Genomic DNA, 21,856 nt, shown 5'->3' on the forward strand with positions numbered 1-21,856 from the left:
AGCCCAACAATCCAAGAAAGTGCATGACCAGAGTCGTCGTTATCGACAATCACGGGCAGTTTACACACTTGGAGCGACGTGCGCTCCGCGATCTCGATGTAGAGACAGAGCTTATTGACAACGAAACCGACCCCGCAGACGTCGAGGCAGATGGAATCGTTCTCTCCGGTGGCCCAGATATGGACCGTGCAGGCCGATCGGCCGAATACCTCGATGCAGACGTCCCTGTGCTTGGAATCTGTCTCGGAATGCAGCTTATTGCTGAAGAGCTTGGCGGCCGTGTGGGATCAGGTGACTACGGTGGGTATGCGGATGTTGATGTAGAGATTCTCGATGCAGATGATCCGCTCATCGGATCGCTCGCCCCACAAACACGTGTCTGGGCAAGCCATGCCGATGAAGTGAAAGCAGTTCCAGATGGCTTTACCCATACCGCGACGAGCGATGTGTGTGGAGTGGAGGCGATGAGCAACACCGAACGAGACCTCTACGGTGTCCAGTGGCATCCAGAGGTTGCACACACAGAGCGCGGCGAAGAAGTGTTCGAGAACTTTATTTCCATCTGCGAATCGAACTAATTACAGTTCGACACCGGGAAGCCGTATTGTTCCGCTCCCGGTGCTTGCAGGATCGTCTTCCGGTCTAATCCGAGTGACAAAAACAGGTACCTCTGCGGTTCGCACAACGCGTTCCGTGACGCTTCCTGCGTGAATGAACCGTTGGATTTGCGATCGACCATGCGTTCCGACTACAATGATATCAATATTATACTGGTCAGCATATGCCACAATCTCCTCGTGAGGGACGCCACGTCTGAGGTGTTTTGTGACTGAAATTCCATGTGGTTTTGCTGCCTCAGAGACGGCATCAAGCGCGTTTGTTGCCTGCGTTTCCATTCGTTCAACAACCATATCATACTCTGTTGCGCTTGGAAACCGCTGATCAACCACGTAGAGTGCATGAATTACGGCATCAGAGAGCTGAGCGAGCAAGATCGCATGCTCTTGAACTGGTCGTGATCCGGGACTGCCATCGGTCGCAACAAGAATTCGATCGTAGCTGTCCATGGCAGTCACTCACTCGCATAAAATAAGAACGTAGGGGGTTGATCAGCTACGATCGTGACCCCAGCCGAAGCTCTCGCTTTGAGATCTCCCCACAGCTCGGACAGATATGTCGGTACTGAACACGCGACCCACTCGTCACTGCCTGCCAGCCGTTCTCCGTATCTTCATACCGACACGCAGGACAGACACGTGCCTCCCGATTGAGCCGATCTTGGAGCCGCTCCAATGGTGTCGTCCCCAGTGCTTGGTATGACATGGTAGGACATAGCATAAGCGACGATATAATTATTCTGTCACTGTTGCTGATAGTATCATCCCAATAAGTTACCCATAATGAGAAATATAAAGAAGAGGATCACGACTTCGTTGACGATCCACGAGTGAGTGTGCATCCAATCACGGACTATTGGTAGCGCTCTTTCTGCACGCTTACTAAACAGGAGCAGAAATAAAAAGGGAATCGACAACACAAAAATTGTGAGCGAAATAAACGGCAGCGAGTACGTCCACGGCGCTCCGTTCGCAGCAAGGTACGAACCAACTGCGATCGACGTCAGAATATCAGTTGGGAAAAATCCTAACAACAGGAATCCAAGCCGGAACGATGTTTTTGGTGTGGCTGCATCAAGTTTGCCCATCCACTGCGGTGGCTCTGCTTTATTTCTGGTCCGGTAGGTATGGATCATCGCAAAAATAAGAACGATAAGAATCACGACACTCAGCATTGTGTTCGATGCCCCCTGTCCGATCGCACCAATACCGAATATGTAGGCAGTTGTCACAACAAGCGTGATTGAAATCGCAGCCCCAGCAATGTACCCAAGAGAGTTGCGTCGCCAATCATTACTCAATGCAAGAAAGATTGGAGTGAGTATCTGTGGCCCCGCAACCATCACGACGACGAGTGGTAATACATCCAAGAAAACCATGGTGTAACTGAGCGTTGGTCCCAACGAGTGTCTCCAGTGTTTGTGTTGGGTGTCAACAGTAGTTGAGAGCGAACTACTCCGTTATGAGTATACACGTACGACAATCGGGTTAATAATTTGCTCAGCAATGCTGTAGGTTCAGTGTAGAGTTGCTACTGGGACGTAGGCACTCCCGTATCGGAGATCCAAAATAAAGTAGTATAAAAAGCGTTACTCGAACAGTTCGTCAACCGCCGACTCTGCGGCCGCGATCGCCTCTTCAATCACCGCTTCTGGGTCCGGATCATCCGGGGCGTTCAGATAGACGTCAACTTCGAGGATTCCGTCCTCAAATCTGACGGTGATATCGAGGTCACGAACTGCCTTCTGTTTGTAGTGAGCGAAGATGACGCCTTCAGCAGCCTCCGCAGCTGCATTGACGACTGCTTCGTCTGTTGGCTCCGACATTACCGTTTATGCGCCGCCTGCGCCGCCCGGACCGGCTGGGCCGCTTGGACCGCCCATGCCACCCTGCAGAAGCTGTTGGAGCTCTTCTTGGAGATCGTCAAATCGGCCGCGGACACGATCTTCCTGTTTGTTGAGCTGCTCAACGCGGATTTCGAGGCTGTCAACCTTGTCTTCGAGGTCTTCTGCTGCGGTGTCGTAGTCGGTCTGGATGAACAGTTCACCGATCTCGCGGTACATTACAGCGTCTTTGTCAACATCTTCGAGTGCGTTGAGTGCGGTTTTTGCCTCATTGAGGGCACTTTCCGTTGACTGTTTCTGCTGTGCAACGTTTTGTGCGGTCTCTTGAAGTTCCTGAAGCGTTTCGAGTTTCTCCTGTGCTTCCGGTGGAAGATTTCCTTGCATGCTCGAAGCGTTGAACGCCAGCGGGAAAAACCCGCGGTATTCCACTCATTTTGTGTTAGGATCTTCCGTGGAATATGATACCATATCTGCGATCGATTCCGCGACAGAAACCAACCGTAGCCAACTGTTTGTTCCCGCCCGAAGCGCGATGAGGTCTGTCGCATGGACTGTTACGGTGACAGTTGATCCGTCACGCGACACTGTTGCATGTGCACGGTCTTCTGCAAGCTCACCAACTTCGATAGAAACAGCATCTGTAACGATCCGTGCGCATCGCTCGGTGTCGTACTGAAAGGAGAATGACGCTGTGTGATCGGCGTGTGACACGATCGACAGCGACGGTTAGCGAACGTCGACTTCTTTGATGTCTCGGGCCCGCTCTTTCAACAGGACGCGGTGACCACAGTACGGACAGCGAACGCCGCCGTACTCATCGAGTTCCACATCGCGTTTACAACGGGAGCACTTGTAGCTCATATATGATATAGTTAGGCGAAGTCGTTGAAAACCTTATTCGTCGGCCAGTGCTGCGCGGATCGATCGTCGAACCTGCTTTCCACCAGGTGTCTCCGGTCGGTATGCGCCGCCTGCGAACTTCTCTCCAGTCTTCTCGTTGACCCAGATGCCGGTTCCGAGGCGTTTGACGCTGTCACCATCGACAGTTGCGCTTCGCATTTCCGCTTCGATATCTTTCACGCGTTTCCGCGACACACGTCCGTACCGTGCGCCGAATCGGCCGGCGCTCCCGACGCTTCGTGCCTTCTTTTCAGCCATAGTAGCAGACAGTACCCAAGGCGCGAACAAAAAGGTGTTGAGTCGGACCCGTTGTGCGCCACTGTGACACCCGGAGATCCGCTACTGTAACTCCGCTTCCGAAAGCGCAGTGTTGAGATCATCACGAACTCGCTCACCGGTCTCGCGATCCATTGCAGTTGTGACAATCCGATTCTCTTGGACGCTTGAACCATCGCGAAGCAACATCCGAACGTTTCCATTCCCATCCGCGCGGGTGACTTTCGCCCGCAGTCCTTTTTGTGAGCCTTTTCCGCCTGCGTCGATCGGTCCCGGAATGATCTTTTTGACATGTGGATGGCCAGCGATAACGCTGATCGCTTTTCGTCCTTTCCGCCCACCAATGAGCGTGGAGTGGCGGCCACCAATCTTCTCTCGTGGAGGGATCTCAACAATGTCGAGTGCGCGTGTCCCGCGCCGATCGATCACCGACTGTACAGGTTCCTCATTCGGAACCCGATAAAACTCGTAGTGCAGTTGTGCTTTTGTCTCTCGAAGCGGCTCACGCTCGCCGGCCGCAAAAACCGTTTCCGGGCGCTTGCGTCGAACCTCATCAGCAACGCGTCCGGCGAAGTTCCGGAGCTCAACGACCGTTGCCCGATCGTCATGATCTCGATCCAATTCAGGAACGGTTGTAATTGTGGTTTCACCGAGGATTGTCTCCTCAGCAACCATCGTTAGCGTCGCGGCATCACGGGAAAAGTCGATAACGACAGCATCACAGTTTGCGGTGTTACAGACCAGACAGTAGTCGCCTGGTCGATCGAGCGGGTTGTGACACCGCGAACAGTCCATTACAGGTGTTTTGGAGGGCGCAACTAAAACATCATTTGTTTCAGTCGATGTGAGCTACTCGTGTCCGGAGACCCGAACTGGCGTGTACGGTTCCTCCAAGTACTCGATGTCGCTCTCAGTAAGGTCGATCGACACTGCCTCGACCGCCTCCTCGAGATGCTCGATGCTGGATGTACCGACGATCGGTGCAGTCACCACATCTTTGTGGAGCGTCCATGCGAGCGCAATCTGGGCCATCGAACGGTCCCTCTCGTCGGCGAGCTCTTGCACCCGTTCGTTGATTGTTTCACCGCCACCCTCACGGTACGGTCGGCCAATGTCGGTTTCATGTTCGCCGCGCGTTGTTGCATCGTCCTGTTCGTACGGCCTCGCAAGGTAGCCCGCAGCAATTGGGCTCCATGGAATCACACCGATGTTTTCATTCGCACACACGGGGAGCATCTCCCGCTCCTCTTCGCGATACGCGAGGTTGTAGAGGTTCTGCATCGTCTCAAACCGTGCAAGTCCATGCTGATCGCTCAGATGCAACGCCTTCTGAAACTGGTGGCCCCACATCGAGGACGCACCAATATGGCGAACTGATCCACGTCGAACTGCGTCGTCTAAGGCCCGAAGCGTCGTCTCAATCGGTGTTGTATAATCCCACCGATGGATCTGATACAGATCAACAGTATCCATCTGCAGCCGTTCAAGCGAATCCGCCAGCTCTTGTTCGATCGTCTTCCGAGAGAGTCCCGACGAGTGTGGTTTGTCTCCAACGGCGAATCGTACCTTTGTGGCAACTGTGAACTCGTCTCTGTCGTACGCTGTTAGTGTCTCTCCAAGAATCTCCTCGCTCTCTCCCGCCGCGTAGACGTTTGCGGTGTCAAAGAAGTTGATCCCCAGTTCGATCGCCCGCTCAATAAGCTCACGACCACCCTCCTCGTCCAACATCCACTCGCTGCGATTCTGTTTACCAAAGCTCATACAGCCGAGACAGAGTTTGCTCACTTCGATACCTGTTGATCCAAGCGTTGTGTATTCCATGTGAAACGATCCGCACGTGGTGTAATGAGTACTGGGTTCGTGGCTACCGCGACAGCGGCAGCTACAGTTCGAGCGGCCCTGTTTTGAGATACTCTCGGAGGAGAACCGTTGCGTAGGAGCCGCTTGGAAGCGAAAACGCAAATCGAAGCTCGTCAGGATCGACTGTTAGATCAGTTCGAACCAAGATCGCGCGCCGAGTCCCTGTCGAATCAAAGTTTCCGGGGAGTGAGAAGTCCGGTGGCTCAATCTCAAGTTCCGAGAGAATCGCACGTTCGATCTCGCCTTGCGCTCCGTCCGCAAGTTCGGTTTCTGTTCCAACAAGCGGCGCGGTAACAAACGCACGGCCACGCTTGCAGTGTCGTTCCATCGTTTGCACGCGCTTTTCTGTCACCTGTTGCAATCGGTGATCATCGGGTGCGTACAGTCCGTCCGGTGCGTCCCGATCGGCGAAGCAGCACACATCACCTGCAATCGGCCGATCGAACGGCAGCCCTTTGGAAAGCCGCTCGCTGAGGATACGATTGAAGATGTATGACTGTGCAGCGTTCACAAAGAGTCGCTGGAGGTTGGATGGGACCGACTCAAGCGCGTGTCTAAAATCCTCGTCGGTGGTTGCGCCGTCTTCCAGCAGCCGGTGCAGCATCGATCGCTCATATCGAAGGTGTCCTGGCATACGATCAAGCGCGGCGTTCCAATCCGGCGTCTCGCGTTCGGCCTGCGCATCGACAAACTCTCGAGCGCTGCGTGTTCGTTCAGGCTCGCTCTCCGACGGTGAGCCAACATACGAGAGCACGGCACCCCGCCAATCATCCCGCACAATACGGAGTCCAACCTCGTGTGTGATTGGGCGGTAGCTTCCAAATCGTTGGTGACCAAAGTAGTTCGGAACGCCAACTGTTACTGGCTCACTCGTGTCGATTTCGCTCTCGTCCCCAGCAAACGCCGCTAGTTCGGTAGTCGTTTGTGGGACGGGCGAAGACGTCTCCGCGTCTCTGACCCGAATCGAGAATCGGTTGCCGTAGAGGTCCCCAAACGAGAGCGGTCGACCCGCACGACCAAGCACTTCGATCGTTGCTCCATCAATATCGAGTGCGTCTATTTCGTCCGGATCCGCTTTTGAGACCGTAAACAGCTGTGTCGTCACTGCATGTTTATCTTTTGTTCCAGCCCACGACACTCGCTCTCTGCTCATCGACAGCGCGTTCGAGAGTCGCCGAGCGAAGTCGTTTGTATCCCACGATCGAAGCGTTACCCGAAGGACGATTTCGGGGTATCCGCCGGGTTCTGCGGAAAACGGGGCGATCGAAAATGCCTCAAGCTCCGTGACATGGAAATCATCAGGCTCGGTTCGAAGTACACCACCAATACCCTCGGTCTCGCTCACATAGTGCTCCATTCCAACCGTCTGCTCGATCGGGTGTGCGTCGATGGTCATTAGTACAAAGAGAGGTCGCCCGTAACGCGATCGACGAGCTCGTCATCACCGGGGCCAACGGCGATCGTTGTCGGGGTACCCGGATCAAGCTGTGTGTGCCCAGCATCACGAATGATTGCGTGCGGAAGCCCCTCAAGACGAGCTTTTTCTGCGATTTCGTACAGCTCAGACTCGCCGCTGGCTTTGACGACGACCTTTTTCTGACCACCACCTTTCCACGCACGGCGTGTTCGTTCGTCCGTATCTTCGTACGCTGACAACGATGCGTGTGCAACTTGTGCTGCGAGTTTGCCAACGCCCATGCCAATATCAGTGCGGGCGGCGATGACTTGCTTCATACACTCCTTTCTCGATCGGGGTGTAAGTCCGGTTCGCTTTGGCGGGCATCAGTCAAGTAACCGTTCGTAGTTTCATTGAGAGGTTATTCAACGATTCAGAAATCAGTTGCTGTTGGGTCTGCGAAATCTATAAGAACATTGCCAACACCGATGTATCTATGCGGACACAACGTCGATCGGTGCTCCGATCGATCGGTGCAGGAATGCTTGCACTGACGGCAGGCTGCACACAAACAGCTCTCCAGACAGGCTCGACTGGACGCAAATCCACGGAGCCAAACACACCGACTGATGGGACAATTCGCATTGCAACAACGACAAGCACGTATGACTCCGGGATTGTCGATGCACTAAGTCGTTCGTTCACCGATAACACAGGCATTTCTGTGCAAGCGATCGCCCAAGGGACCGGGGCTGCACTTGCGACTGGGCGAGCAGGTGACTGTGACGTTGTCTTTGTGCATGCACCATCGCTTGAGGCAGCGTTTGTTGCGGACGGCTATGGCATCGATCGGTGTGTCCCGATGATGAATGATTTTGTAATCGTTGGGCCCGAGTCGGATCCCGCCGATATTGGATCGCAACGATCGGTGTCTGCTGCGTTTTCGAAGATCGCAACCAGTGAGACGGAGTTCATCTCACGAGGGGACAACTCGGGGACACACATCAAAGAATTGGAGTTGTGGGAGCACGCAGCGATCGCGCCGTCGGGAGGATGGTATCTTGAGGCGGGTCAAGGAATGGGAAACGTCCTCATGATGGCTGCACAACGGGGTGCATACACCCTAACCGATCGCGGGACCTATCTTTCGATGGGAGCAAACGCACCGCCCTCACTACTGCTTTCAGGGCCAGTTGAAGACGGCGATCGGTCGCTTGCAAATCCGTACGGCGCAATGGCTGTCAATCCGGATCGCCACGAACACGTACGATACAATTTTGCAACGCAATACCTTGATTTTTTGATGAGCGAGGTGGGCCAAACGCTCATTGAAACGTATCGAGTCAATGATGAGCCGCTCTTTGTCCCGCTAGCAGACGATGAGACTGGCTACGGATCGATCGACGAATGATTACAGCACTCTTGTCGGATGGCTATATTTGGAGTATCATTCGCGTCTCGCTGTATGTGAGCCTTACTGCAATTGCACTCAGTGCGGTGTTGAGCCTGCCGATCGCGCTTATTGTTGGCGTTACGGAGTTCCGTGGAAAGCGGCTACTGAATGCAATTATCACCACCGGAATGGGGTTTCCAAGCGTCGTTGTTGGGCTACTTGTCTTGTTCGCGGTCTCAAATCAGGGGCCGCTTGGCCCGCTCAACCTGGTCTTTACCCCTGAGGCAATGATTCTCTCACAGATCGTCCTTGCAGCACCGGTCATTACAGGTATCAGTCTCTCAGCGATCGATAGCGTTGACGGAGGGATTCGAGATGCGGCCTATGCAATGGGCGGGACGCGGCTGGATGTTGCAGTTGTAACGATCAAAGAAGCCAAATATGGAATTGCAACCGGTATCCTTGCCGGATTTGGTCGAGCGATTAGCGAAGTTGGTTCGGTCCTGATTGTCGGTGGGAATATCGTCTCCGATGGAAGTTCATACACTCGGACACTCACAACCGCGATTCAGTTGGAAGCACGACAAGGACAGTTCGAGACTGCACTCGTACTTGGCGCGGTGTTGTTGGTGTTAGTGCTCTCTGTGAATGCGATCGTCATCCGGCTTGGAAGCGGCGGAGGAAGATCACGATGACCGCGACGCAAGGTGATATCTAATGGCATTACGCGTAGAGAATGTAGCCCGGAGGTTTGGAGAGACAACGGTATTTGAAGCGGTTTCAGTGACGATCGAACGCGGTGAGATTCTGGCACTGATTGGACCGTCAGGAGCAGGAAAAAGTACGCTTTTGCGAACCCTCGGGCTGTTTGAACGGCCGGAGGCAGGAACGGTGCGTGTGGATCAAACTGATATCTGGGCAGCGACGGAGCGAGAGCGACTGACAAAACGCCGATCAGTTGGGATGGTATTTCAAGAGCCGAATCTGTTCGGAACGACTGTCCGACGAAATGTGGAGTATGGGCTTCGAGTGCGTCGGTCCTGGCGGACTCGGTTCCGTGATCTCGTTCCGGTTATTGGTAATCGAACGCCACCACAGCCGGTCGTCAATGCACTCTCGCTTGTCGGAATGGAGGATGCGATCGAAACACCAGTAGAGTCGCTATCCGGTGGCGAGGCACAGCGTGTTGCGTTTGCACGTGCAATGGCATATGACCCAACATACCTGCTGTTTGACGAACCAACAAGCGATCTCGATCCACGGAACACTGCCGTCATTGAAGATGCAGTTATCACGGCCACTCGTGGTGAAATTGGTGCCGTTGTCGCAACACATGATATGCATCAAGCACAACGGATTGCCGATCGGGTCGCATTGCTGTTGGATGGCGAAGTTGTCGAAATTGGCCCTACCGAGCAGCTTTTTTCTTCACCACAGGACCCACGAACACAGAAGTTCATCGACGGCGAGTTGGTATATTAATATGCATCCACCATATCACTCGGACATGGAGAGAACCGATGACTGAGCGCGGCTTCGAGGCAACGCTATCGATCGGAGACGCAACCGTCACCGCGAAAGACATCGAACTTCTTCGAGCGATCGATCGAACCGGATCGCTCTCTGCGGCTGCGGCGTCGCTTGGCCGATCCTATGCACATCTACAACGACGTGTTGTGGAACTAGAATCCGAGATTGGCTCACTAACAACACGACAACGTGGGGGTGCAGATGGTGGTGGAACTGCACTGACAGACCGGGCACACCAACTCTGTGCTCGATTTGACAGGCTCCATGCTGAACTAACGGGTGTAACGACCGTTGATGAATCCGTGTTTCATGGCACTGTCACGGTTCGATCGGGACAGATTGGAACCGTTGAAACAGACATTGGCCCGATACGCGCACTTGTACCGGAGACGGAGCGTACACCCGTTCGGGTCGGTGTTCGCTCTGATGCCGTTGTGCTTGATACGCCGGACGGTGCCGCAAACGAAAATGAGACAAGCCGGCGGAACAGCTACGATGGAAAGGTCTCCTCAGTCGATACACAGGATGGGATTGTACGTATTGGCGTCTCGATCAATGGACATGAGCTGCGTGCGCTTTTGACTGCAGAGAGCTGTACTCGGCTGGATCTTGCAGTTGGAGACCCTGTATGTGCTTCATTCAAAGCAACTGCAGCACGAGCGGTCACGGATCGATCGACGGCAGATAACCGATGATAATCGGGAGTTTTTACCGCCCGCAGTACGGCGAACTCGCTATATGATACTCTCAGATAGGGACTTAAGAAGACGGCTTGAAGAGGGGGATTTAGTCATTGATCCGATCGACGATCCCGAGATGCAGATTCAGCCAGCAAGCATCGACTTGCGACTTGGCTCCGAATTTTTGGAGTTCCAGCGGGCAAACATTCCATGTATACACCCAAACAGCACCGAAGAAGTTGATGATTACGTAACCGAAACCTACGTTGAGGAGGGTGATGAGTTCATTCTTCACCCAGGTGATTTCGTACTGGGAACAACCAAAGAACGGGTAGAGATACCGGATGATCTTGTTGCACATGTTGAAGGCCGATCGTCACTTGGCCGGCTTGCGATCGTGGTGCATGCGACAGCCGGGCTGTGTGACCCGGGGTACCAAGGCCAAATTACGCTTGAACTGTCAAATCTCGGAACCGCACCGGTTGCACTCACCCCCGGGATGCGTGCATCACAGCTTACGTTTACAAAGATGACCTCTCCTGCAGAGCGACCGTATGGCTCAGAGCGTGGTTCGAAATACCAAGACCAGAAAGGCCCACAAGCATCCCGGATCGGCAGTGATCCTGAGTTTGAACGGGACGGAGAGACCACTGAATGAGATTTATTGAAGAGATCGTCGTCGATGAGTTTTTGCCGACGCTTCGATCGATGCTCGCAGAGGATCTCCGCGAGTATGGGCTCACACAACGAGAGGTCGCAAACGCACTTGGAATTAGCCAATCTGCAGTCTCAAAGTATGCACATGGCGATGTCGCCCGCCACAAACGGATCGTTGCAGATACGCGGGTCCAAGATCTGGTCACTCGCATCGCGGATGGACTGGCAAACGGAGACATGAGCCGTGTCCAAGCACTCGTCGAAATCGAAGTGCTCATTCGTCAGTTAGAAGACGGTGATCTACTCGCAGAGCTTCACGAGGAGGCAATGCCTGAGTTGGCTGAGACGGATGCAGACTTTTCAGTTCATGATCCAGATAGCCAGCTTCGGACCGCAGAACGCGTCCGATCGTCGGTTCGGCGCGGGCTCAGAACGCTGACAAACGCAAGCGGCTTCGCGGCACTCATCCCGAACGTGGGGTCAAATCTAGTTGAGTGTCATCCGGACGCGTATACGATCGAAGATGTCGCAGGAATTCCGGGACGTATTTTTGACGTGAAAGGACAGGCAACAGTTCCCGGTGAGCCGGAGTTTGGATTGAGTGAACATGTCGCATCAGTCCTCTTGGCTGCACGAGAGAGTGGTGCTACTGCACGCGGCGCCGTAAATATCAAATATACACCCGAACTCATTGCAGCGCTTTCAGAAAACGGGTATCAGACCATCGAGTTTAGCTCCGAAGCGTGCAGTACGGTTACCGAAACGATCGAAACCGCACTGTCGGGTACTGAACTTGAGGAAGCATTTGTATTGTATCAGACTGGTGCGATGGGAATTGAACCGATTATCTATATTATTGCACCGGATGCACAGGCTGCTGCAACCGTTGCACGAGAGCTGAAATAGGATACTCGGTGTAGGTTTTTGTGGGCTGTTACCGAACAGACTGCATGAACATATTCACACCGGATCGTTGGTGGCAGCAATGACGACTGCACAAGGCTTCTATACGCGGTGGGCGTGGCTGTACGATATTATTTCGGCGAAGATACCTGGTGTTGGATTGATCCGGCGTGCTGCGATCGACCATCTTGGCGTTGCACCTGGTGACACTGTTGTCGAAATGGGATGTGGAACGGGAGCAAATCTCCCATACCTCCGCGAACAGGTTGGAACAGACGGTACCGTCGTTGGTATTGATTTTTCTCCAGGTGTGCTCGCTCTTGCGGCCGATCGGATCGATCGACATGGCTGGGAAAATGTCCATCTGATTCGAGCGGATGCAACACAACCGCCGCTTTCACCTGTGGAAGACGGCTCACAGGTAGATGTTATTTTTAGTTCGTTTGTGAGCGGGATGGTAGACGACCCAGCATCGATGGTTGATCGGTGGGCCGCGATCGTCGGTGAGGGTGGGACGGTTGGACTGCTTGATCTTGCTCGAAGCAGCAGTATCGGTGGGACATTCATTAATCCACTATTTTCTGCAGTGGTCCGTGCGACATCGCCGCCAGCCGCAGCGCGGGACAGCGCCGCGATCGATCGGCTCGATCAACGAGTTGCGGCAGCACACGCACGGCTTCATACGAAGACACAAACACCGAGATATAAGACGCGGGCGTGTGGGTTTATTCGAATCAGTAGTGTAACGATTGAAGAATGACGCGAACTAATCGCTGATCCGGTGGGTATATCGGTCCGGCACCGTTACACAGTACGTATGCGCCGACGGCAGGTCCTCGTTGGAACAGCACTTTCTCTAAGCGGCGCCTCGGCAGGTTGCCTCAGTCGCGATCGCCCTCTTGGGCTCCCCGGGGAGGAAGAAGAACCACTCGTAGAGATTATTGAGGACCGGCTCGTCCGCGAAAATCCCGGAACCGAGGAAGAAGCAGTCAGAGTGGAAGGAATCGCAGAGAACGTAAGCGATCGACAGCTCACCTACGTCGAGATACAGGCACGGTTTTTCGACGAGGATGACGAGCTGCTAGACAGCACTGTTGAGCATATCAATGATGTGACTGCCGGTCGGCGCTGGGAGTTTGAGATCGAATTTCCACGAACGGGAGACGCTGCCGAACGCGTCGTTGGGTACGAACTTGAGGTTGTGACAAATATCTAAACAGCCGCACCTCTCAGACACAGAGCCATGTTTCATCTACAGTATCGCTTGCAAAGGTCTCAACTGACGTCCATTTACACATATCCATTGATCGGGTGGACTGGAGGCGATAATGAGTCCGACTGACCCACCACAGCCACCGATCAGTGGGCCACCAGATACGCAGGATAGTGACTCTGATGATGGACATGTTACGCTCGCAAAACAGGGGAGTATCACATTTATTGGTGATATTGTCAAGAAGTCATTTGGCTTCATCATTATTGCGATCATCACAAGATTGGTCAGCCCATCCGTCTACGGGCTGTTCATTCTCGCAACATCGATTATTCTGTTTGTCCAGGTGTTTGCAACCCTCGGGCTGCCGCGAGCGATCGACTACTATGTGCCGCAGTATTTAAGCGAGGGCCGTATCGATGCAGTTCGCGGCGTATTCATACAGGTTGTTGTATACGTTGCCATTATTTCTGTTCTTGTCGGCATTGTGTTGTATCTCACAGCAGGGCTGCTTGCAGAGCAGTTTGGAGAGCCATCACTTCGGCTCGCGCTAGTTTTATTAAGCGTTGCGTTGCCGCTGCTTGCGGCGTACAACGTATTATTGGCCTCATTTAACGGAATCAAGAAGCTCAAATTCCGTGTCTATGTTCGAGATATTACCCGCCCAACAACGCGACTCGTTGCAACCGCACTATTACTCATCGCCGGGTTTGGTCTGATAGGCGTTGTCGGCGGCTACATCATTGGGCTTGCGGCATGTATTGTTGTTGGGAGCATCTTGCTCATCCGGTATGGCAAGCAGTACGTCGGCCGATCGATCACGTGGACACCGACAAAAGAGCTGTTTTGGTACTCAGTTCCGCTGGCATTTGCGAGCGTTATTTATGTTGTACTTGGCCAAGTTGATTATCTGATTGTTGGGTACTTTCTAACCTCGGAGGATGTTGGATTTTATCGAGTGGGATACATGCTTGGTGAGAATCTGCTCATTTTCTTTGCGGCGCTTGCTCCTGTTTTTAAGCCGCTTATTGCAGAAGAACGGACAAACGATTCGGCAGTGCGCGATCGGTATCAAACTGCAGTTCGGTGGGTGATTGGCTTTACCCTCCCGGTCCTGCTTATTCTCACACTGGGTGCAACTACCTACCTGTCGCTTATTTTTACTCCACAGTACGTTGTTGCAGCGCCGGTTATTGCAATACTGGCAGTCGGCTATATGCTAAGTATTGCAGGTGGCGGCCCAGGTGGCTCGCTCCTCCAAGGATTAGGATATTCCCGGCTTGTGTTCATCAACACGGCGCTACTTTTTATTACAAACATCACTGTGAGCCTGCTGTTAGTGCCTCGAATCGGTATTCTTGGTGCTGCAGTTGGGTCCTCTGCAGCGCTTGGAATTGCAGGTGTTGCCGCGCTTGTTGAACTGTACTACTACCGACGGATACACCCATTCACGGCTACGCTCGGTCGCGTGCTTGCAGCAGCAGTTCCTGCCGCGATCGCGGGGGCGATCGTCGTGTTATTTATTCAGTCAGTACTGCTGACGGGCGTTATACTTCCGATCGTTGTCCTTGCAGTCTATCTGTTTTTCATTGGGCTGTTTGGCGGAATCACCGAGTCAGATGCAACAGTTGCAGGAGAGATCGATCCGCGACTCAAACGTGGTGTTGAGCGGATCAATTCATGGTCACGGTGAGATTATAACACGAGCAAAAATAGGGTCCCGATCCCACAGGATGACGCAATCCCTACCAAAAAAAAGAGCCGGTTTGCAGCAGGGTTTTTTGCAGGCGTGATTTCAAACGTGTAGTGCCACTTCGAAAGCGGTCGAAACGGCCAGACGCCCATCGGTGTAATAATATCGCCTGCAAGGTGTCCCAAAATTGCGAGTGATCCAAGCAGTCCGAATTGAACCGCGGCTCCGAGTGGATCGACAGCACCAATAACGGTCGTAAGGGCCCACGCAGTAAGGCCGACAACTGTGCCGACTGCGATCGCAAACCAGACCGTGTGTGTTGGGCCACGGTGCGGAATCAGCTCCGTATACTCATCAATATCCGGCAGTACCCCCAGTGCAGCCATTAAAACGCCACCGAGGAGTGCCATCTCTACCGCACCGTTTTGAAGATACCAAGCGGCGATCGGGGCATAGAGAACAAGCGAGATCCCGATGTGTCCGAGCGCGTACATACCACCTACTTGAGCGTCGAATACTATGAACACACTGGCTTTTAGCGACAGATCAATGCTTAACCATCTATCAACCCACTATTCGAACATGAATATGCTCGTCGACGGTGAGTGGCGCACAGATGCATACAAAAGCACAGACGAGTCTGGCGCGTTCGATCGGAGTGAAACCGCATTCCGCGATTGGATTGCTGGCGCTGCAGTCCCAGAGCATGTTGACGCAGAACCAACTGATCGATTTCAGCCGGAGGCAGGACGATACCACCTGTACGTCTCCTATGCGTGTCCATGGGCACACAGAGCGCTTCTCGTCCGTGCACTCCTTGGACTCGAAGATGCAATCTCGGTCTCGGTTGTCGATCCATGGCGAGGGGAGGATGGCTGGCAGTTTACGCCCGAAAAAGACGGCTGTACTAAAGATCACCTATACGGCGCAGATTACTTGCGTGAACTGTATATGAAGGCAGATTCCGACGTAACCGGACGTGTAACCGTGCCCGTCCTCTGGGATACAGAGACAGAGACGATCGTCAACAACGAGTCACGAGAGATTATCCGCCAGCTCTCGACCGCGTTCACAGAGATTGGAAAAAACGATGTTACGCTCGCACCTGAGTCGCTCCGATCGGAGATTGATTCGGTGATTACAGAGATCTACGAGCCGATCAACAACGGCGTCTACCGTGCTGGATTTGCAACGAAACAGGGGCCATATGATGACGCGATTGACGAGCTGTTTGCTGCGCTTGATCACTGGAACGAGCTCCTCGGTGAGCAGCGATTCCTTGTTGGCGATCGGCTTACGGAAGCAGATATCTGTATGTTTACAACGCTTGTCCGCTTTGACCAGGTGTATCACACTCACTTCATGTGTAACAAGAAGCATATCCACGAATACGAAAATATGTGGCCATATCTTCGTGAACTCTACCAGCTATCTGGTGTTGCAGAGACCGTCAACATGGAGCACATCAAAGCACACTACTACACAACACATCCAGGCGTAACGCCAAGTGGAATCATTGCTCGTGGACCTGGTCTTGATTTCACCGCACCACACGATCGGGCCGATTTTGGCGGCGAACTGCCTGCAGCGCTAGCTAGATAGCGACCGCGTATTTCCGCTGCCCGATCGCTTTTTATATCCCTTCACCTCTACAGCGTATGACTCTCTCACAGACTACGCGTGTAAAGAATAGTACGCCGTCAAGCATCCGTGTGATGTTCGATCTCGCAGAACAGGCGGACCACGATCTCGTGCGGCTCGAAGTTGGACAGCCGGATTTTCAGACACCAGCACACATTATTGATGCTGCAACGGCCGCGGCAAAAAACGGTCACACCGGATATACCGCAAATGCGGGTATTCCAGAGCTTCGAGCTGCTGTTGCCGAGATGCTGCAGTCCTCGTATGGTGTTCCAGCAACGCCCGACGGAGTGACGATTACAGTTGGGGGGATGGAAGCGCTCCACCTCGCAATGCTTGCAACCGTTGAACCCGGCCAGGAGGTTCTCCTCCCATCACCAGTCTGGCCGAACTATCCGATGCAGGCCACACTTGCTGGCGGAACGCCGGTTGAGATTCCACTCTCAGCGGAGACCGGATATGCATTGGATGCAGACGCAGTGATCGAACGGATGGGTCCAGAGACCGCTGCAGTTGTGCTCTGTACTCCATCTAACCCCACCGGTCGTGTGTTTGATGAGAAACCGGTCCGTGCGGTTGTTGAAGCTGCAGCAGCGCACGATGTTGCAGTCATTGCGGATGAGGTGTATCTTGGGTTGACGTACGATCGAGCGCCACGCGGCATCGCAGGCTACGTTGATGAACATGAGCACGTGCTCACGATCGGGTCAGTTTCAAAAACGCACGCCATGACTGGCTGGCGGCTTGGGTGGATTGCAGGCGACCCTGCATTCATTGATGGCGTAAATACAATTCACGAGTCTACAACGTCATGTGCGCCAAGCATTGTACAGCACGCCGCATTGGCTGCACTCACAGGGCCACAAGAGCCCGTTGTGGAGATGTACGAGACGTTCAAAGGGCGCCGTGAGCTGGTTGTCGATCGAATTGCGGAGATTGATGGCCTTTCGGCACCGGATCCACAAGCGGCCTTTTATGCGTTTATCGAGCCGGAGCTTTCCGGCTCATCGCTGTCGATTGCAAAGCGGCTACTCTCTGAGTTTGGCGTAGTACTTGCACCCGGAGACGGGTTTGGTACCGCAGGAAAGGGCCGACTCCGGCTGAGCTTTGCAAATTCGACGGCGCAGATTGAGGAGGGATTCGATCGGATCGAAACTGCCCTTCGATCGTGGTAGCTACTCTGAGACGCTCATTTCCGAGAGTGCAGCCTGTGACTCAGGCAGTGTCTGTCCACCATCGATGACCAACGGATGGCCGGTAATGAACCCCGCATCTTTGGACGCCAAGAATGCAACCGCAGCCCCGATGTCTTCCGGCGTACCAAGCGTTCCGAGGGGGACGCTTTCTGTCATCTCTTCGATGTACTCATCGCCCAATGCTTCCAGCTGTTCAGTTTTCACATTCCCTGGAAGGACTGCATTGATCGTAATTCCCTCAGGTGCAAGCTCAAGCGCAGCCGATCGCATGAATCCAAGCAATCCTGCTTTTGTTGCACCGTAGTGTGCCCATCCGGGGTAGCCAGTCATCGGACCGGTGATTGAGGATGTAAGGACAATCCGTCCAGAATCACTCTGTTTGAGTGCTGGGAGCGACGCTTTGACCGTTCGGAATGCGCCTGCAAGATTGATATCCATAATTTCGTGCCATGAGTCAACCGAGAGCGCATCAATACGGCCTGATGGGTAGACACCAACGTTTGCGACAACAACATCAATTCCACCAAGGCTGTCAACCGTCGCTTCGACAGCCATTTCGATCGTCGCAAGGTCAGTGACATCAGCCGGTAGCGCAATCGCATCGCCCTGTTCACCAAGGTTATGAATCTCATCTGCGACCTCGTGCGCTGCATCTTCGTCAATGTCAACAACCGAGACTGCATAGCCATCAGCTGCAAGCCGGTGTGCAATACCACGGCCAATTCCATGACCAGCGCCAGTGACAAGGGCAACGCGCTCATCAGTACCGGTCGCAGTTCCATTGTCTGCTGTTTCGGAGCTCATACAAAACTAGTCGTGAAGATACCACATAGCCCTAATTCAGCCGAACTGTTCAGTTTTTTGAGAGCGTACCCACGAAGTTCATGTGCATGGAGACAGAACTCCTAATGTGCCTGGGCGTGAGTCGGCCTTTCGGTGGCTGTCCAAAGCGGAGCCACCGCCGCGTCTTGTTGATTGGTCGCTCTTTGTGCTGATTTGTGTTGAGGTGATCACCGGATTTGTCTCGTTCACACTCGGGACGCCCGAGGGATGGCCCATCTTTTGGATTCATCGGATTGTTGGGCTCGGACTCATTGTGTTGCTCATTTTCAAACTTCGACGAGTACGGTATCGGCTACTGAATAGAGAGCAGTGGCAGCCATCCACGCTGCTATCAGTACTTACAACGATCGCTGCGGGTGGCGCACTGATAACGGGCATCGTTTGGGTGTTTGGTCTTGATATCAGGATTTCATACTGGACGCTGTTGAGCGTCCATGTTGGATTTGGATTGGCGCTTTTTATACTCCTCATTCCACACATGTGGACACGGTTTCACCCACCACGTCGAGTTGATTTTACAACACGTAGAGCGGCGCTCCAGTACAGCGGCCTTCTTATCGGGGGTGCAGTGGTATACCGGCTTCAGGAGGCTATTAACCGACGTTTTGCAACACCGGGCGCGGACCGACGCTTCACCGGGTCACAGCCACGGACTGGTCAGGGCAATGGGAGTTTTCCGGTAACATCGTGGGTTGCAGATAATCCTGAGCCGATCGATCGAGAGGCATGGCACCTACAGATTATAGGTCATGTTCAGCAGCCGATTGAACTCTCATATCAGGAGTTAACAGGCCAAGCTGACGTTGATGCACTCCTCGACTGTACAAGCGGATGGTATACCGAACAGACGTGGGGTGGCTATCGCGTTGCTGATCTGCTTGCGGCGGCAGGTGGGGAGACAGCTGCTGGACAGTGGGTACGGTTTGTGTCTGTCACCGGCTATCGCTGGAGCCTTCCGATCGACGAAGCGAAAGAAACCATTGTTGCAACGCACGTTGGTGGAGAGCAACTGAGCCACGGCCACGGTGCGCCACTCCGACTTGTTGCACCGGGTCGCCGAGGATTTCAATGGGTCAAGTGGGTCACACGGATCGAGGTTCGATCGGAAAACGATCCTGCACAATGGCTCGTCACGCTCATCAGTGGGTTCTAATAAGTCAGTGTGGACGGTTGCGAAAGCCGCACGTATTTATCACCGTGGGACCGAAACGACAACCAATGCCGGGTTCGATTGTAGAGTCACTATATACAATGGATACACGGGCAATGAGTGGCATTAGTACGGTTTTAATGCTCCTTATTGCACTGTCACTTGCAGTTGTTGTTGGACTATTTGTAATTACAACAGAGGGACCGATCGGCAGTACTGGCTTTGTGATGCCATTCTAACAGTCATTAGAATTGCGATTAGGATAGCCGCCCAGTTCTGATCGCATCCTCTGCAGCCGTGAGTGCTTCAGATGAATCAAATGCATCAATAATGTCAGTCAGTTCCGCATCAGATGCATCAGCGAGGTCTTTCGCATGAGCGGCGATATTCGGAACCGCTCGAAGGATGTTATCAATAATCGGCACGGTTGCGTGTTGTGCCGATCGAGAGAGCGGGTTGAGATCAATGACGAGTTCGATTTTCCCCATTGCTGCGAGCGCTTCTGCTCGATCGCCGTCCTCTAACGGAACCAGAACAACATCTGCAGATCCAATCCCATCCGCGTCCACTTTCGCCCGCTCGTGACTCAATCCGGGGATCCGACCATCCGCAGTACGCCCTTTGACAGCAGCTGCACCATGCGAGTGGAGATGTGCTTCGATCGCATCCATCCGCTCCGGTGTTCTATTGAAAAGGTTGATCTCGATCTCAGCGTTGACAACAGTTGCTAACTCGATTATCTCTCTCGGGACAAGGGCAGCAACGTTCCCATTAACTGAAAGCACGGGGTGTTCTGCTCGGAGCAGATATGCAGCTGCGGTCCGTTCAGCGCGGTCTGCGCTCTCGATTGTCCGCTCACCCAATAAATAATCAAACGCTTCACCACGACCCTCCGCGATGAGGCCCTGCTTGCTTGTGATACCGTTTTCAACGCCCTCTTCGATCCGATGTCGCGTCAAAAGCGATTGGTAGCGAGGATGATCCTCAGGAATATCGATCTCACTCATATCTGCAGATAGCAACTCAAAGATAAAAACAACGACTTTCTGTGGTCACTGCGGTGCGTATTCACACTCGTGTACGCACAGACCCATCCTCAGTCTCGTTCATGTTCTCATTCACGCAGCCGAAGGCTCGCACCAGTTGCGTGTGTCCGACAGACAGAGGGCTCGTATCCAGCATCCGAGAGCCCAGTTCCAAGTGCAAACACTGTTTGGCCGAGCATTGCCATTGCAGCGGAGCCACCGACAGCGTCAACAGCTTCGATCGCAGCCGCAACCTCAGAGGTAAGCAATCCGGCCTCACGGGCGAACTGCTGTGAGCACGTCATCAATCGATCGAGTGTTGGCCGCTCTATGAGCGTCTCAAGTGCAGTTTCACCCGCGTTGGTGAGTCTTGTTGTATCCCCTGAAAGGACAGACTCGGTCGAAAGTTCACCAAACGTACAGTACTCAATCTGCGATGGGGCTGGTATTCCGTCAAGTAACCCGTACCCAGGTGCCCCCGGAGAGAGTCTAATCGGAACGCCCCCACGTGCTTGTGAGACGACATCCCCAAGTCCCGTTCCTGACTCAACCTCTGCATTGTGGGCGATCGAGATGAGTTCGTTTTCCGATCGGCCACAGTCGAAGGCTGCATTCGCTGCGAGTGCAGTGCCAAGTGACAGTGCACCGGAGACGCCAAATCCGGCACCAAGTGGAAGTGGAGTCTCCGCGGTCACAGCAACATCAATGGCAAGCATATCGAGCACCCTGTCCACAGGCTCAACGGAAACATGTTCTCCGTTGAGTGTTGTTCCAGTGCCTTCAGCAACGCAAACATCTACTCCATGCGTGAGTGTGATCCCTGCACCTCGGCTTCCAGATTCAACAGGCGTGTCTGCAGGATGCGTACTAAAAAAGCCCGTAATATGCCCCGGAACGAACGCGGTGGCTGCATCCGTACTCGCCTCAGTCGTCATATCACTCGCAAAGAGTAGCGAGCGAATAACGCTTCTCTTTCGCTATCTTCGCAAGATACCTTACTAGTATGGGAGTCAATTGATATACATTCTATACGTATATA

The 21,856-nt window shown here is 53.5% G+C and carries 30 protein-coding genes; 14 read left to right on the forward strand and 16 right to left on the reverse strand.

Features of this window, described 5'->3' with window-relative positions:
- The first annotated feature begins 23 nt into the window (after positions 1 to 23).
- On the forward strand, positions 24 to 578 hold the full coding sequence (locus AArcSt2_RS01115; protein WP_250582345.1) for a GMP synthase subunit A: 555 nt from the start codon (positions 24 to 26) through the stop codon (positions 576 to 578).
- On the opposite strand, the gene AArcSt2_RS01120 is transcribed toward AArcSt2_RS01115, so the two are convergent.
- The 12 genes from AArcSt2_RS01120 to pth2 all read right to left on the reverse strand — a co-directional run bounded on the left by AArcSt2_RS01120 (position 579) and on the right by pth2 (position 7,231).
- Positions 579 to 1,067 (reverse strand): universal stress protein, encoded by a 489-nt coding sequence (locus tag AArcSt2_RS01120; RefSeq protein ID WP_250582346.1) that lies wholly within the window; start codon positions 1,065 to 1,067, stop codon positions 579 to 581.
- Between the two features lie 46 nt (positions 1,068 to 1,113).
- Positions 1,114 to 1,323, reverse strand: coding sequence for an HVO_0649 family zinc finger protein (locus tag AArcSt2_RS01125; RefSeq protein ID WP_250582348.1), 210 nt, complete (start codon positions 1,321 to 1,323; stop codon positions 1,114 to 1,116).
- A 55-nt stretch (positions 1,324 to 1,378) separates the two neighbouring features.
- Positions 1,379 to 1,996, reverse strand: coding sequence for a GAP family protein (locus tag AArcSt2_RS01130; RefSeq protein ID WP_250582350.1), 618 nt, complete (start codon positions 1,994 to 1,996; stop codon positions 1,379 to 1,381).
- Between the two features lie 210 nt (positions 1,997 to 2,206).
- The gene (locus tag AArcSt2_RS01135) at positions 2,207 to 2,443 is read right to left on the reverse strand and encodes a DUF3194 domain-containing protein (protein WP_174652921.1); all 237 of its coding nucleotides are present in this window, start codon (positions 2,441 to 2,443) and stop codon (positions 2,207 to 2,209) included.
- Between the two features lie 6 nt (positions 2,444 to 2,449).
- Positions 2,450 to 2,845 (reverse strand): prefoldin subunit beta, encoded by a 396-nt coding sequence (locus AArcSt2_RS01140; protein ID WP_174652920.1) that lies wholly within the window; start codon positions 2,843 to 2,845, stop codon positions 2,450 to 2,452.
- A gap of 45 nt (positions 2,846 to 2,890) precedes the next feature.
- Positions 2,891 to 3,172, reverse strand: a complete 282-nt coding sequence (locus AArcSt2_RS01145) for a KEOPS complex subunit Pcc1 (protein ID WP_174652919.1) — start codon at positions 3,170 to 3,172, stop codon at positions 2,891 to 2,893.
- A gap of 15 nt (positions 3,173 to 3,187) precedes the next feature.
- A complete protein-coding gene (locus AArcSt2_RS01150; protein WP_174652918.1) occupies positions 3,188 to 3,322 on the reverse strand; it encodes a DNA-directed RNA polymerase subunit P in 135 nt (44 codons plus the stop codon).
- Positions 3,323 to 3,355: 33 nt separating this feature from the next.
- Entirely contained in the window at positions 3,356 to 3,619 is a 264-nt protein-coding gene (locus AArcSt2_RS01155) for a 50S ribosomal protein L37ae (RefSeq protein WP_174652917.1), read from the reverse strand.
- Positions 3,620 to 3,700: 81 nt separating this feature from the next.
- Positions 3,701 to 4,432 carry a DUF2103 domain-containing protein gene (locus AArcSt2_RS01160; protein WP_250582352.1) on the reverse strand — a complete coding sequence of 244 codons (732 nt, stop codon included), beginning with the start codon at positions 4,430 to 4,432 and terminating at the stop codon, positions 3,701 to 3,703.
- Positions 4,433 to 4,486: 54 nt separating this feature from the next.
- Complete coding sequence (locus AArcSt2_RS01165; RefSeq protein ID WP_250582354.1) at positions 4,487 to 5,458, reverse strand: aldo/keto reductase; 972 nt, start codon at positions 5,456 to 5,458, stop codon at positions 4,487 to 4,489.
- A 61-nt stretch (positions 5,459 to 5,519) separates the two neighbouring features.
- Positions 5,520 to 6,893, reverse strand: coding sequence for a tRNA pseudouridine(13) synthase TruD (gene truD, locus AArcSt2_RS01170; RefSeq protein ID WP_250582356.1), 1,374 nt, complete (start codon positions 6,891 to 6,893; stop codon positions 5,520 to 5,522).
- A complete protein-coding gene (gene pth2 / locus AArcSt2_RS01175; protein ID WP_174652913.1) occupies positions 6,893 to 7,231 on the reverse strand; it encodes a peptidyl-tRNA hydrolase Pth2 in 339 nt (112 codons plus the stop codon). Before pth2 ends, truD begins: the two co-directional genes overlap by 1 nt.
- Positions 7,232 to 7,389: 158 nt before the next feature.
- Between pth2 and AArcSt2_RS01180 the strand changes: the two genes are divergently transcribed.
- From AArcSt2_RS01180 to AArcSt2_RS01220, 9 genes are all read left to right on the forward strand, one after another.
- Entirely contained in the window at positions 7,390 to 8,304 is a 915-nt protein-coding gene (locus AArcSt2_RS01180) for an ABC transporter substrate-binding protein (protein ID WP_250582358.1), read from the forward strand.
- Positions 8,301 to 8,981 (forward strand): ABC transporter permease, encoded by a 681-nt coding sequence (locus AArcSt2_RS01185; RefSeq protein WP_250582360.1) that lies wholly within the window; start codon positions 8,301 to 8,303, stop codon positions 8,979 to 8,981. The genes AArcSt2_RS01180 and AArcSt2_RS01185 overlap by 4 nt, the downstream gene beginning before the upstream one ends.
- A 22-nt stretch (positions 8,982 to 9,003) precedes the next feature.
- Complete coding sequence (locus AArcSt2_RS01190) at positions 9,004 to 9,768, forward strand: amino acid ABC transporter ATP-binding protein (RefSeq protein WP_250582362.1); 765 nt, start codon at positions 9,004 to 9,006, stop codon at positions 9,766 to 9,768.
- Positions 9,769 to 9,806: 38 nt separating this feature from the next.
- Complete coding sequence (locus AArcSt2_RS01195) at positions 9,807 to 10,511, forward strand: TOBE domain-containing protein (protein WP_250582364.1); 705 nt, start codon at positions 9,807 to 9,809, stop codon at positions 10,509 to 10,511.
- A gap of 43 nt (positions 10,512 to 10,554) precedes the next feature.
- The gene (gene dcd, locus AArcSt2_RS01200) at positions 10,555 to 11,154 is read left to right on the forward strand and encodes a dCTP deaminase (RefSeq protein ID WP_250582366.1); all 600 of its coding nucleotides are present in this window, start codon (positions 10,555 to 10,557) and stop codon (positions 11,152 to 11,154) included.
- Positions 11,151 to 12,059 (forward strand): thiamine-phosphate synthase family protein, encoded by a 909-nt coding sequence (locus AArcSt2_RS01205; protein WP_250582368.1) that lies wholly within the window; start codon positions 11,151 to 11,153, stop codon positions 12,057 to 12,059. The genes dcd and AArcSt2_RS01205 overlap by 4 nt, the downstream gene beginning before the upstream one ends.
- A gap of 79 nt (positions 12,060 to 12,138) precedes the next feature.
- Positions 12,139 to 12,816, forward strand: coding sequence for a class I SAM-dependent methyltransferase (locus tag AArcSt2_RS01210; protein ID WP_250582370.1), 678 nt, complete (start codon positions 12,139 to 12,141; stop codon positions 12,814 to 12,816).
- Positions 12,817 to 12,873: 57 nt separating this feature from the next.
- Entirely contained in the window at positions 12,874 to 13,272 is a 399-nt protein-coding gene (locus AArcSt2_RS01215; RefSeq protein ID WP_250582372.1) for an FxLYD domain-containing protein, read from the forward strand.
- Between the two features lie 112 nt (positions 13,273 to 13,384).
- Entirely contained in the window at positions 13,385 to 14,962 is a 1,578-nt protein-coding gene (locus tag AArcSt2_RS01220; protein ID WP_250582374.1) for a flippase, read from the forward strand.
- 2 nt (positions 14,963 to 14,964) lie between these two features.
- On the opposite strand, the gene AArcSt2_RS01225 is transcribed toward AArcSt2_RS01220, so the two are convergent.
- Positions 14,965 to 15,456, reverse strand: a complete 492-nt coding sequence (locus AArcSt2_RS01225) for a metal-dependent hydrolase (RefSeq protein ID WP_174652903.1) — start codon at positions 15,454 to 15,456, stop codon at positions 14,965 to 14,967.
- A gap of 88 nt (positions 15,457 to 15,544) precedes the next feature.
- On the opposite strand from AArcSt2_RS01225, the gene AArcSt2_RS01230 reads away from it, so the two are divergent.
- Together AArcSt2_RS01230 and AArcSt2_RS01235 are read left to right on the forward strand one after the other, a co-directional pair.
- Positions 15,545 to 16,564 carry a glutathione S-transferase family protein gene (locus AArcSt2_RS01230; protein WP_250582376.1) on the forward strand — a complete coding sequence of 340 codons (1,020 nt, stop codon included), beginning with the start codon at positions 15,545 to 15,547 and terminating at the stop codon, positions 16,562 to 16,564.
- Positions 16,565 to 16,620: 56 nt separating this feature from the next.
- Positions 16,621 to 17,778: a pyridoxal phosphate-dependent aminotransferase gene (locus AArcSt2_RS01235; protein ID WP_250582378.1), complete on the forward strand. Its 1,158-nt coding sequence runs from the start codon at positions 16,621 to 16,623 to the stop codon at positions 17,776 to 17,778.
- Here the strand turns inward: AArcSt2_RS01235 and fabG are convergent, their stop codons facing one another.
- Entirely contained in the window at positions 17,779 to 18,603 is an 825-nt protein-coding gene (gene fabG, locus AArcSt2_RS01240) for a 3-oxoacyl-ACP reductase FabG (RefSeq protein ID WP_250582380.1), read from the reverse strand.
- A 106-nt stretch (positions 18,604 to 18,709) separates the two neighbouring features.
- Here fabG and AArcSt2_RS01245 point away from each other — a divergent pair, with 106 nt between their 5' ends.
- Together AArcSt2_RS01245 and AArcSt2_RS01250 are read left to right on the forward strand one after the other, a co-directional pair.
- A complete protein-coding gene (locus AArcSt2_RS01245; protein WP_250582382.1) occupies positions 18,710 to 19,795 on the forward strand; it encodes a molybdopterin-dependent oxidoreductase in 1,086 nt (361 codons plus the stop codon).
- A 65-nt stretch (positions 19,796 to 19,860) separates the two neighbouring features.
- Positions 19,861 to 20,031 (forward strand): hypothetical protein, encoded by a 171-nt coding sequence (locus AArcSt2_RS01250; RefSeq protein WP_174652899.1) that lies wholly within the window; start codon positions 19,861 to 19,863, stop codon positions 20,029 to 20,031.
- An 18-nt stretch (positions 20,032 to 20,049) separates the two neighbouring features.
- On the opposite strand, the gene AArcSt2_RS01255 is transcribed toward AArcSt2_RS01250, so the two are convergent.
- Positions 20,050 to 20,799 (reverse strand): 4-phosphopantoate--beta-alanine ligase, encoded by a 750-nt coding sequence (locus AArcSt2_RS01255; RefSeq protein ID WP_174652898.1) that lies wholly within the window; start codon positions 20,797 to 20,799, stop codon positions 20,050 to 20,052.
- Between the two features lie 107 nt (positions 20,800 to 20,906).
- On the reverse strand, positions 20,907 to 21,752 hold the full coding sequence (locus AArcSt2_RS01260; protein ID WP_250582384.1) for a pantoate kinase: 846 nt from the start codon (positions 21,750 to 21,752) through the stop codon (positions 20,907 to 20,909).
- Positions 21,753 to 21,856 lie beyond the last annotated feature (104 nt).

The sequence above is a fragment of the Natronocalculus amylovorans genome (assembly GCF_023638035.1).
In the GTDB taxonomy this organism is placed as follows: Archaea; Halobacteriota; Halobacteria; order Halobacteriales; family Haloferacaceae; genus Natronocalculus; species Natronocalculus amylovorans.

Excerpts from the sequence above, each read along its gene's own strand:
- AArcSt2_RS01115 (WP_250582345.1), top strand. The coding sequence starts at position 24 with ATGACCAGAGTCGTCGTTATCGACAATCACGGGCAGTTTACACACTTG.
- AArcSt2_RS01120 (WP_250582346.1), bottom strand. The coding sequence starts at position 1,067 with ATGGACAGCTACGATCGAATTCTTGTTGCGACCGATGGCAGTCCCGGA.
- AArcSt2_RS01125 (WP_250582348.1), bottom strand. The coding sequence starts at position 1,323 with ATGTCATACCAAGCACTGGGGACGACACCATTGGAGCGGCTCCAAGAT.
- AArcSt2_RS01130 (WP_250582350.1), bottom strand. The coding sequence starts at position 1,996 with ATGGTTTTCTTGGATGTATTACCACTCGTCGTCGTGATGGTTGCGGGG.
- AArcSt2_RS01135 (WP_174652921.1), bottom strand. The coding sequence starts at position 2,443 with ATGTCGGAGCCAACAGACGAAGCAGTCGTCAATGCAGCTGCGGAGGCT.
- AArcSt2_RS01140 (WP_174652920.1), bottom strand. The coding sequence starts at position 2,845 with ATGCAAGGAAATCTTCCACCGGAAGCACAGGAGAAACTCGAAACGCTT.
- AArcSt2_RS01150 (WP_174652918.1), bottom strand. The coding sequence starts at position 3,322 with ATGAGCTACAAGTGCTCCCGTTGTAAACGCGATGTGGAACTCGATGAG.
- AArcSt2_RS01155 (WP_174652917.1), bottom strand. The coding sequence starts at position 3,619 with ATGGCTGAAAAGAAGGCACGAAGCGTCGGGAGCGCCGGCCGATTCGGC.
- AArcSt2_RS01160 (WP_250582352.1), bottom strand. The coding sequence starts at position 4,432 with ATGGACTGTTCGCGGTGTCACAACCCGCTCGATCGACCAGGCGACTAC.
- AArcSt2_RS01165 (WP_250582354.1), bottom strand. The coding sequence starts at position 5,458 with ATGGAATACACAACGCTTGGATCAACAGGTATCGAAGTGAGCAAACTC.
- truD (WP_250582356.1), bottom strand. The coding sequence starts at position 6,893 with ATGACCATCGACGCACACCCGATCGAGCAGACGGTTGGAATGGAGCAC.
- pth2 (WP_174652913.1), bottom strand. The coding sequence starts at position 7,231 with ATGAAGCAAGTCATCGCCGCCCGCACTGATATTGGCATGGGCGTTGGC.
- AArcSt2_RS01180 (WP_250582358.1), top strand. The coding sequence starts at position 7,390 with ATGCGGACACAACGTCGATCGGTGCTCCGATCGATCGGTGCAGGAATG.
- AArcSt2_RS01185 (WP_250582360.1), top strand. The coding sequence starts at position 8,301 with ATGATTACAGCACTCTTGTCGGATGGCTATATTTGGAGTATCATTCGC.
- AArcSt2_RS01190 (WP_250582362.1), top strand. The coding sequence starts at position 9,004 with ATGGCATTACGCGTAGAGAATGTAGCCCGGAGGTTTGGAGAGACAACG.
- AArcSt2_RS01195 (WP_250582364.1), top strand. The coding sequence starts at position 9,807 with ATGACTGAGCGCGGCTTCGAGGCAACGCTATCGATCGGAGACGCAACC.
- dcd (WP_250582366.1), top strand. The coding sequence starts at position 10,555 with ATGATACTCTCAGATAGGGACTTAAGAAGACGGCTTGAAGAGGGGGAT.
- AArcSt2_RS01205 (WP_250582368.1), top strand. The coding sequence starts at position 11,151 with ATGAGATTTATTGAAGAGATCGTCGTCGATGAGTTTTTGCCGACGCTT.
- AArcSt2_RS01210 (WP_250582370.1), top strand. The coding sequence starts at position 12,139 with ATGACGACTGCACAAGGCTTCTATACGCGGTGGGCGTGGCTGTACGAT.
- AArcSt2_RS01215 (WP_250582372.1), top strand. The coding sequence starts at position 12,874 with ATGCGCCGACGGCAGGTCCTCGTTGGAACAGCACTTTCTCTAAGCGGC.
- AArcSt2_RS01220 (WP_250582374.1), top strand. The coding sequence starts at position 13,385 with ATGAGTCCGACTGACCCACCACAGCCACCGATCAGTGGGCCACCAGAT.
- AArcSt2_RS01225 (WP_174652903.1), bottom strand. The coding sequence starts at position 15,456 with ATGTACGCGCTCGGACACATCGGGATCTCGCTTGTTCTCTATGCCCCG.
- AArcSt2_RS01230 (WP_250582376.1), top strand. The coding sequence starts at position 15,545 with ATGAATATGCTCGTCGACGGTGAGTGGCGCACAGATGCATACAAAAGC.
- AArcSt2_RS01235 (WP_250582378.1), top strand. The coding sequence starts at position 16,621 with ATGACTCTCTCACAGACTACGCGTGTAAAGAATAGTACGCCGTCAAGC.
- fabG (WP_250582380.1), bottom strand. The coding sequence starts at position 18,603 with ATGAGCTCCGAAACAGCAGACAATGGAACTGCGACCGGTACTGATGAG.
- AArcSt2_RS01250 (WP_174652899.1), top strand. The coding sequence starts at position 19,861 with ATGCCGGGTTCGATTGTAGAGTCACTATATACAATGGATACACGGGCA.
- AArcSt2_RS01255 (WP_174652898.1), bottom strand. The coding sequence starts at position 20,799 with ATGAGTGAGATCGATATTCCTGAGGATCATCCTCGCTACCAATCGCTT.
- AArcSt2_RS01260 (WP_250582384.1), bottom strand. The coding sequence starts at position 21,752 with ATGACGACTGAGGCGAGTACGGATGCAGCCACCGCGTTCGTTCCGGGG.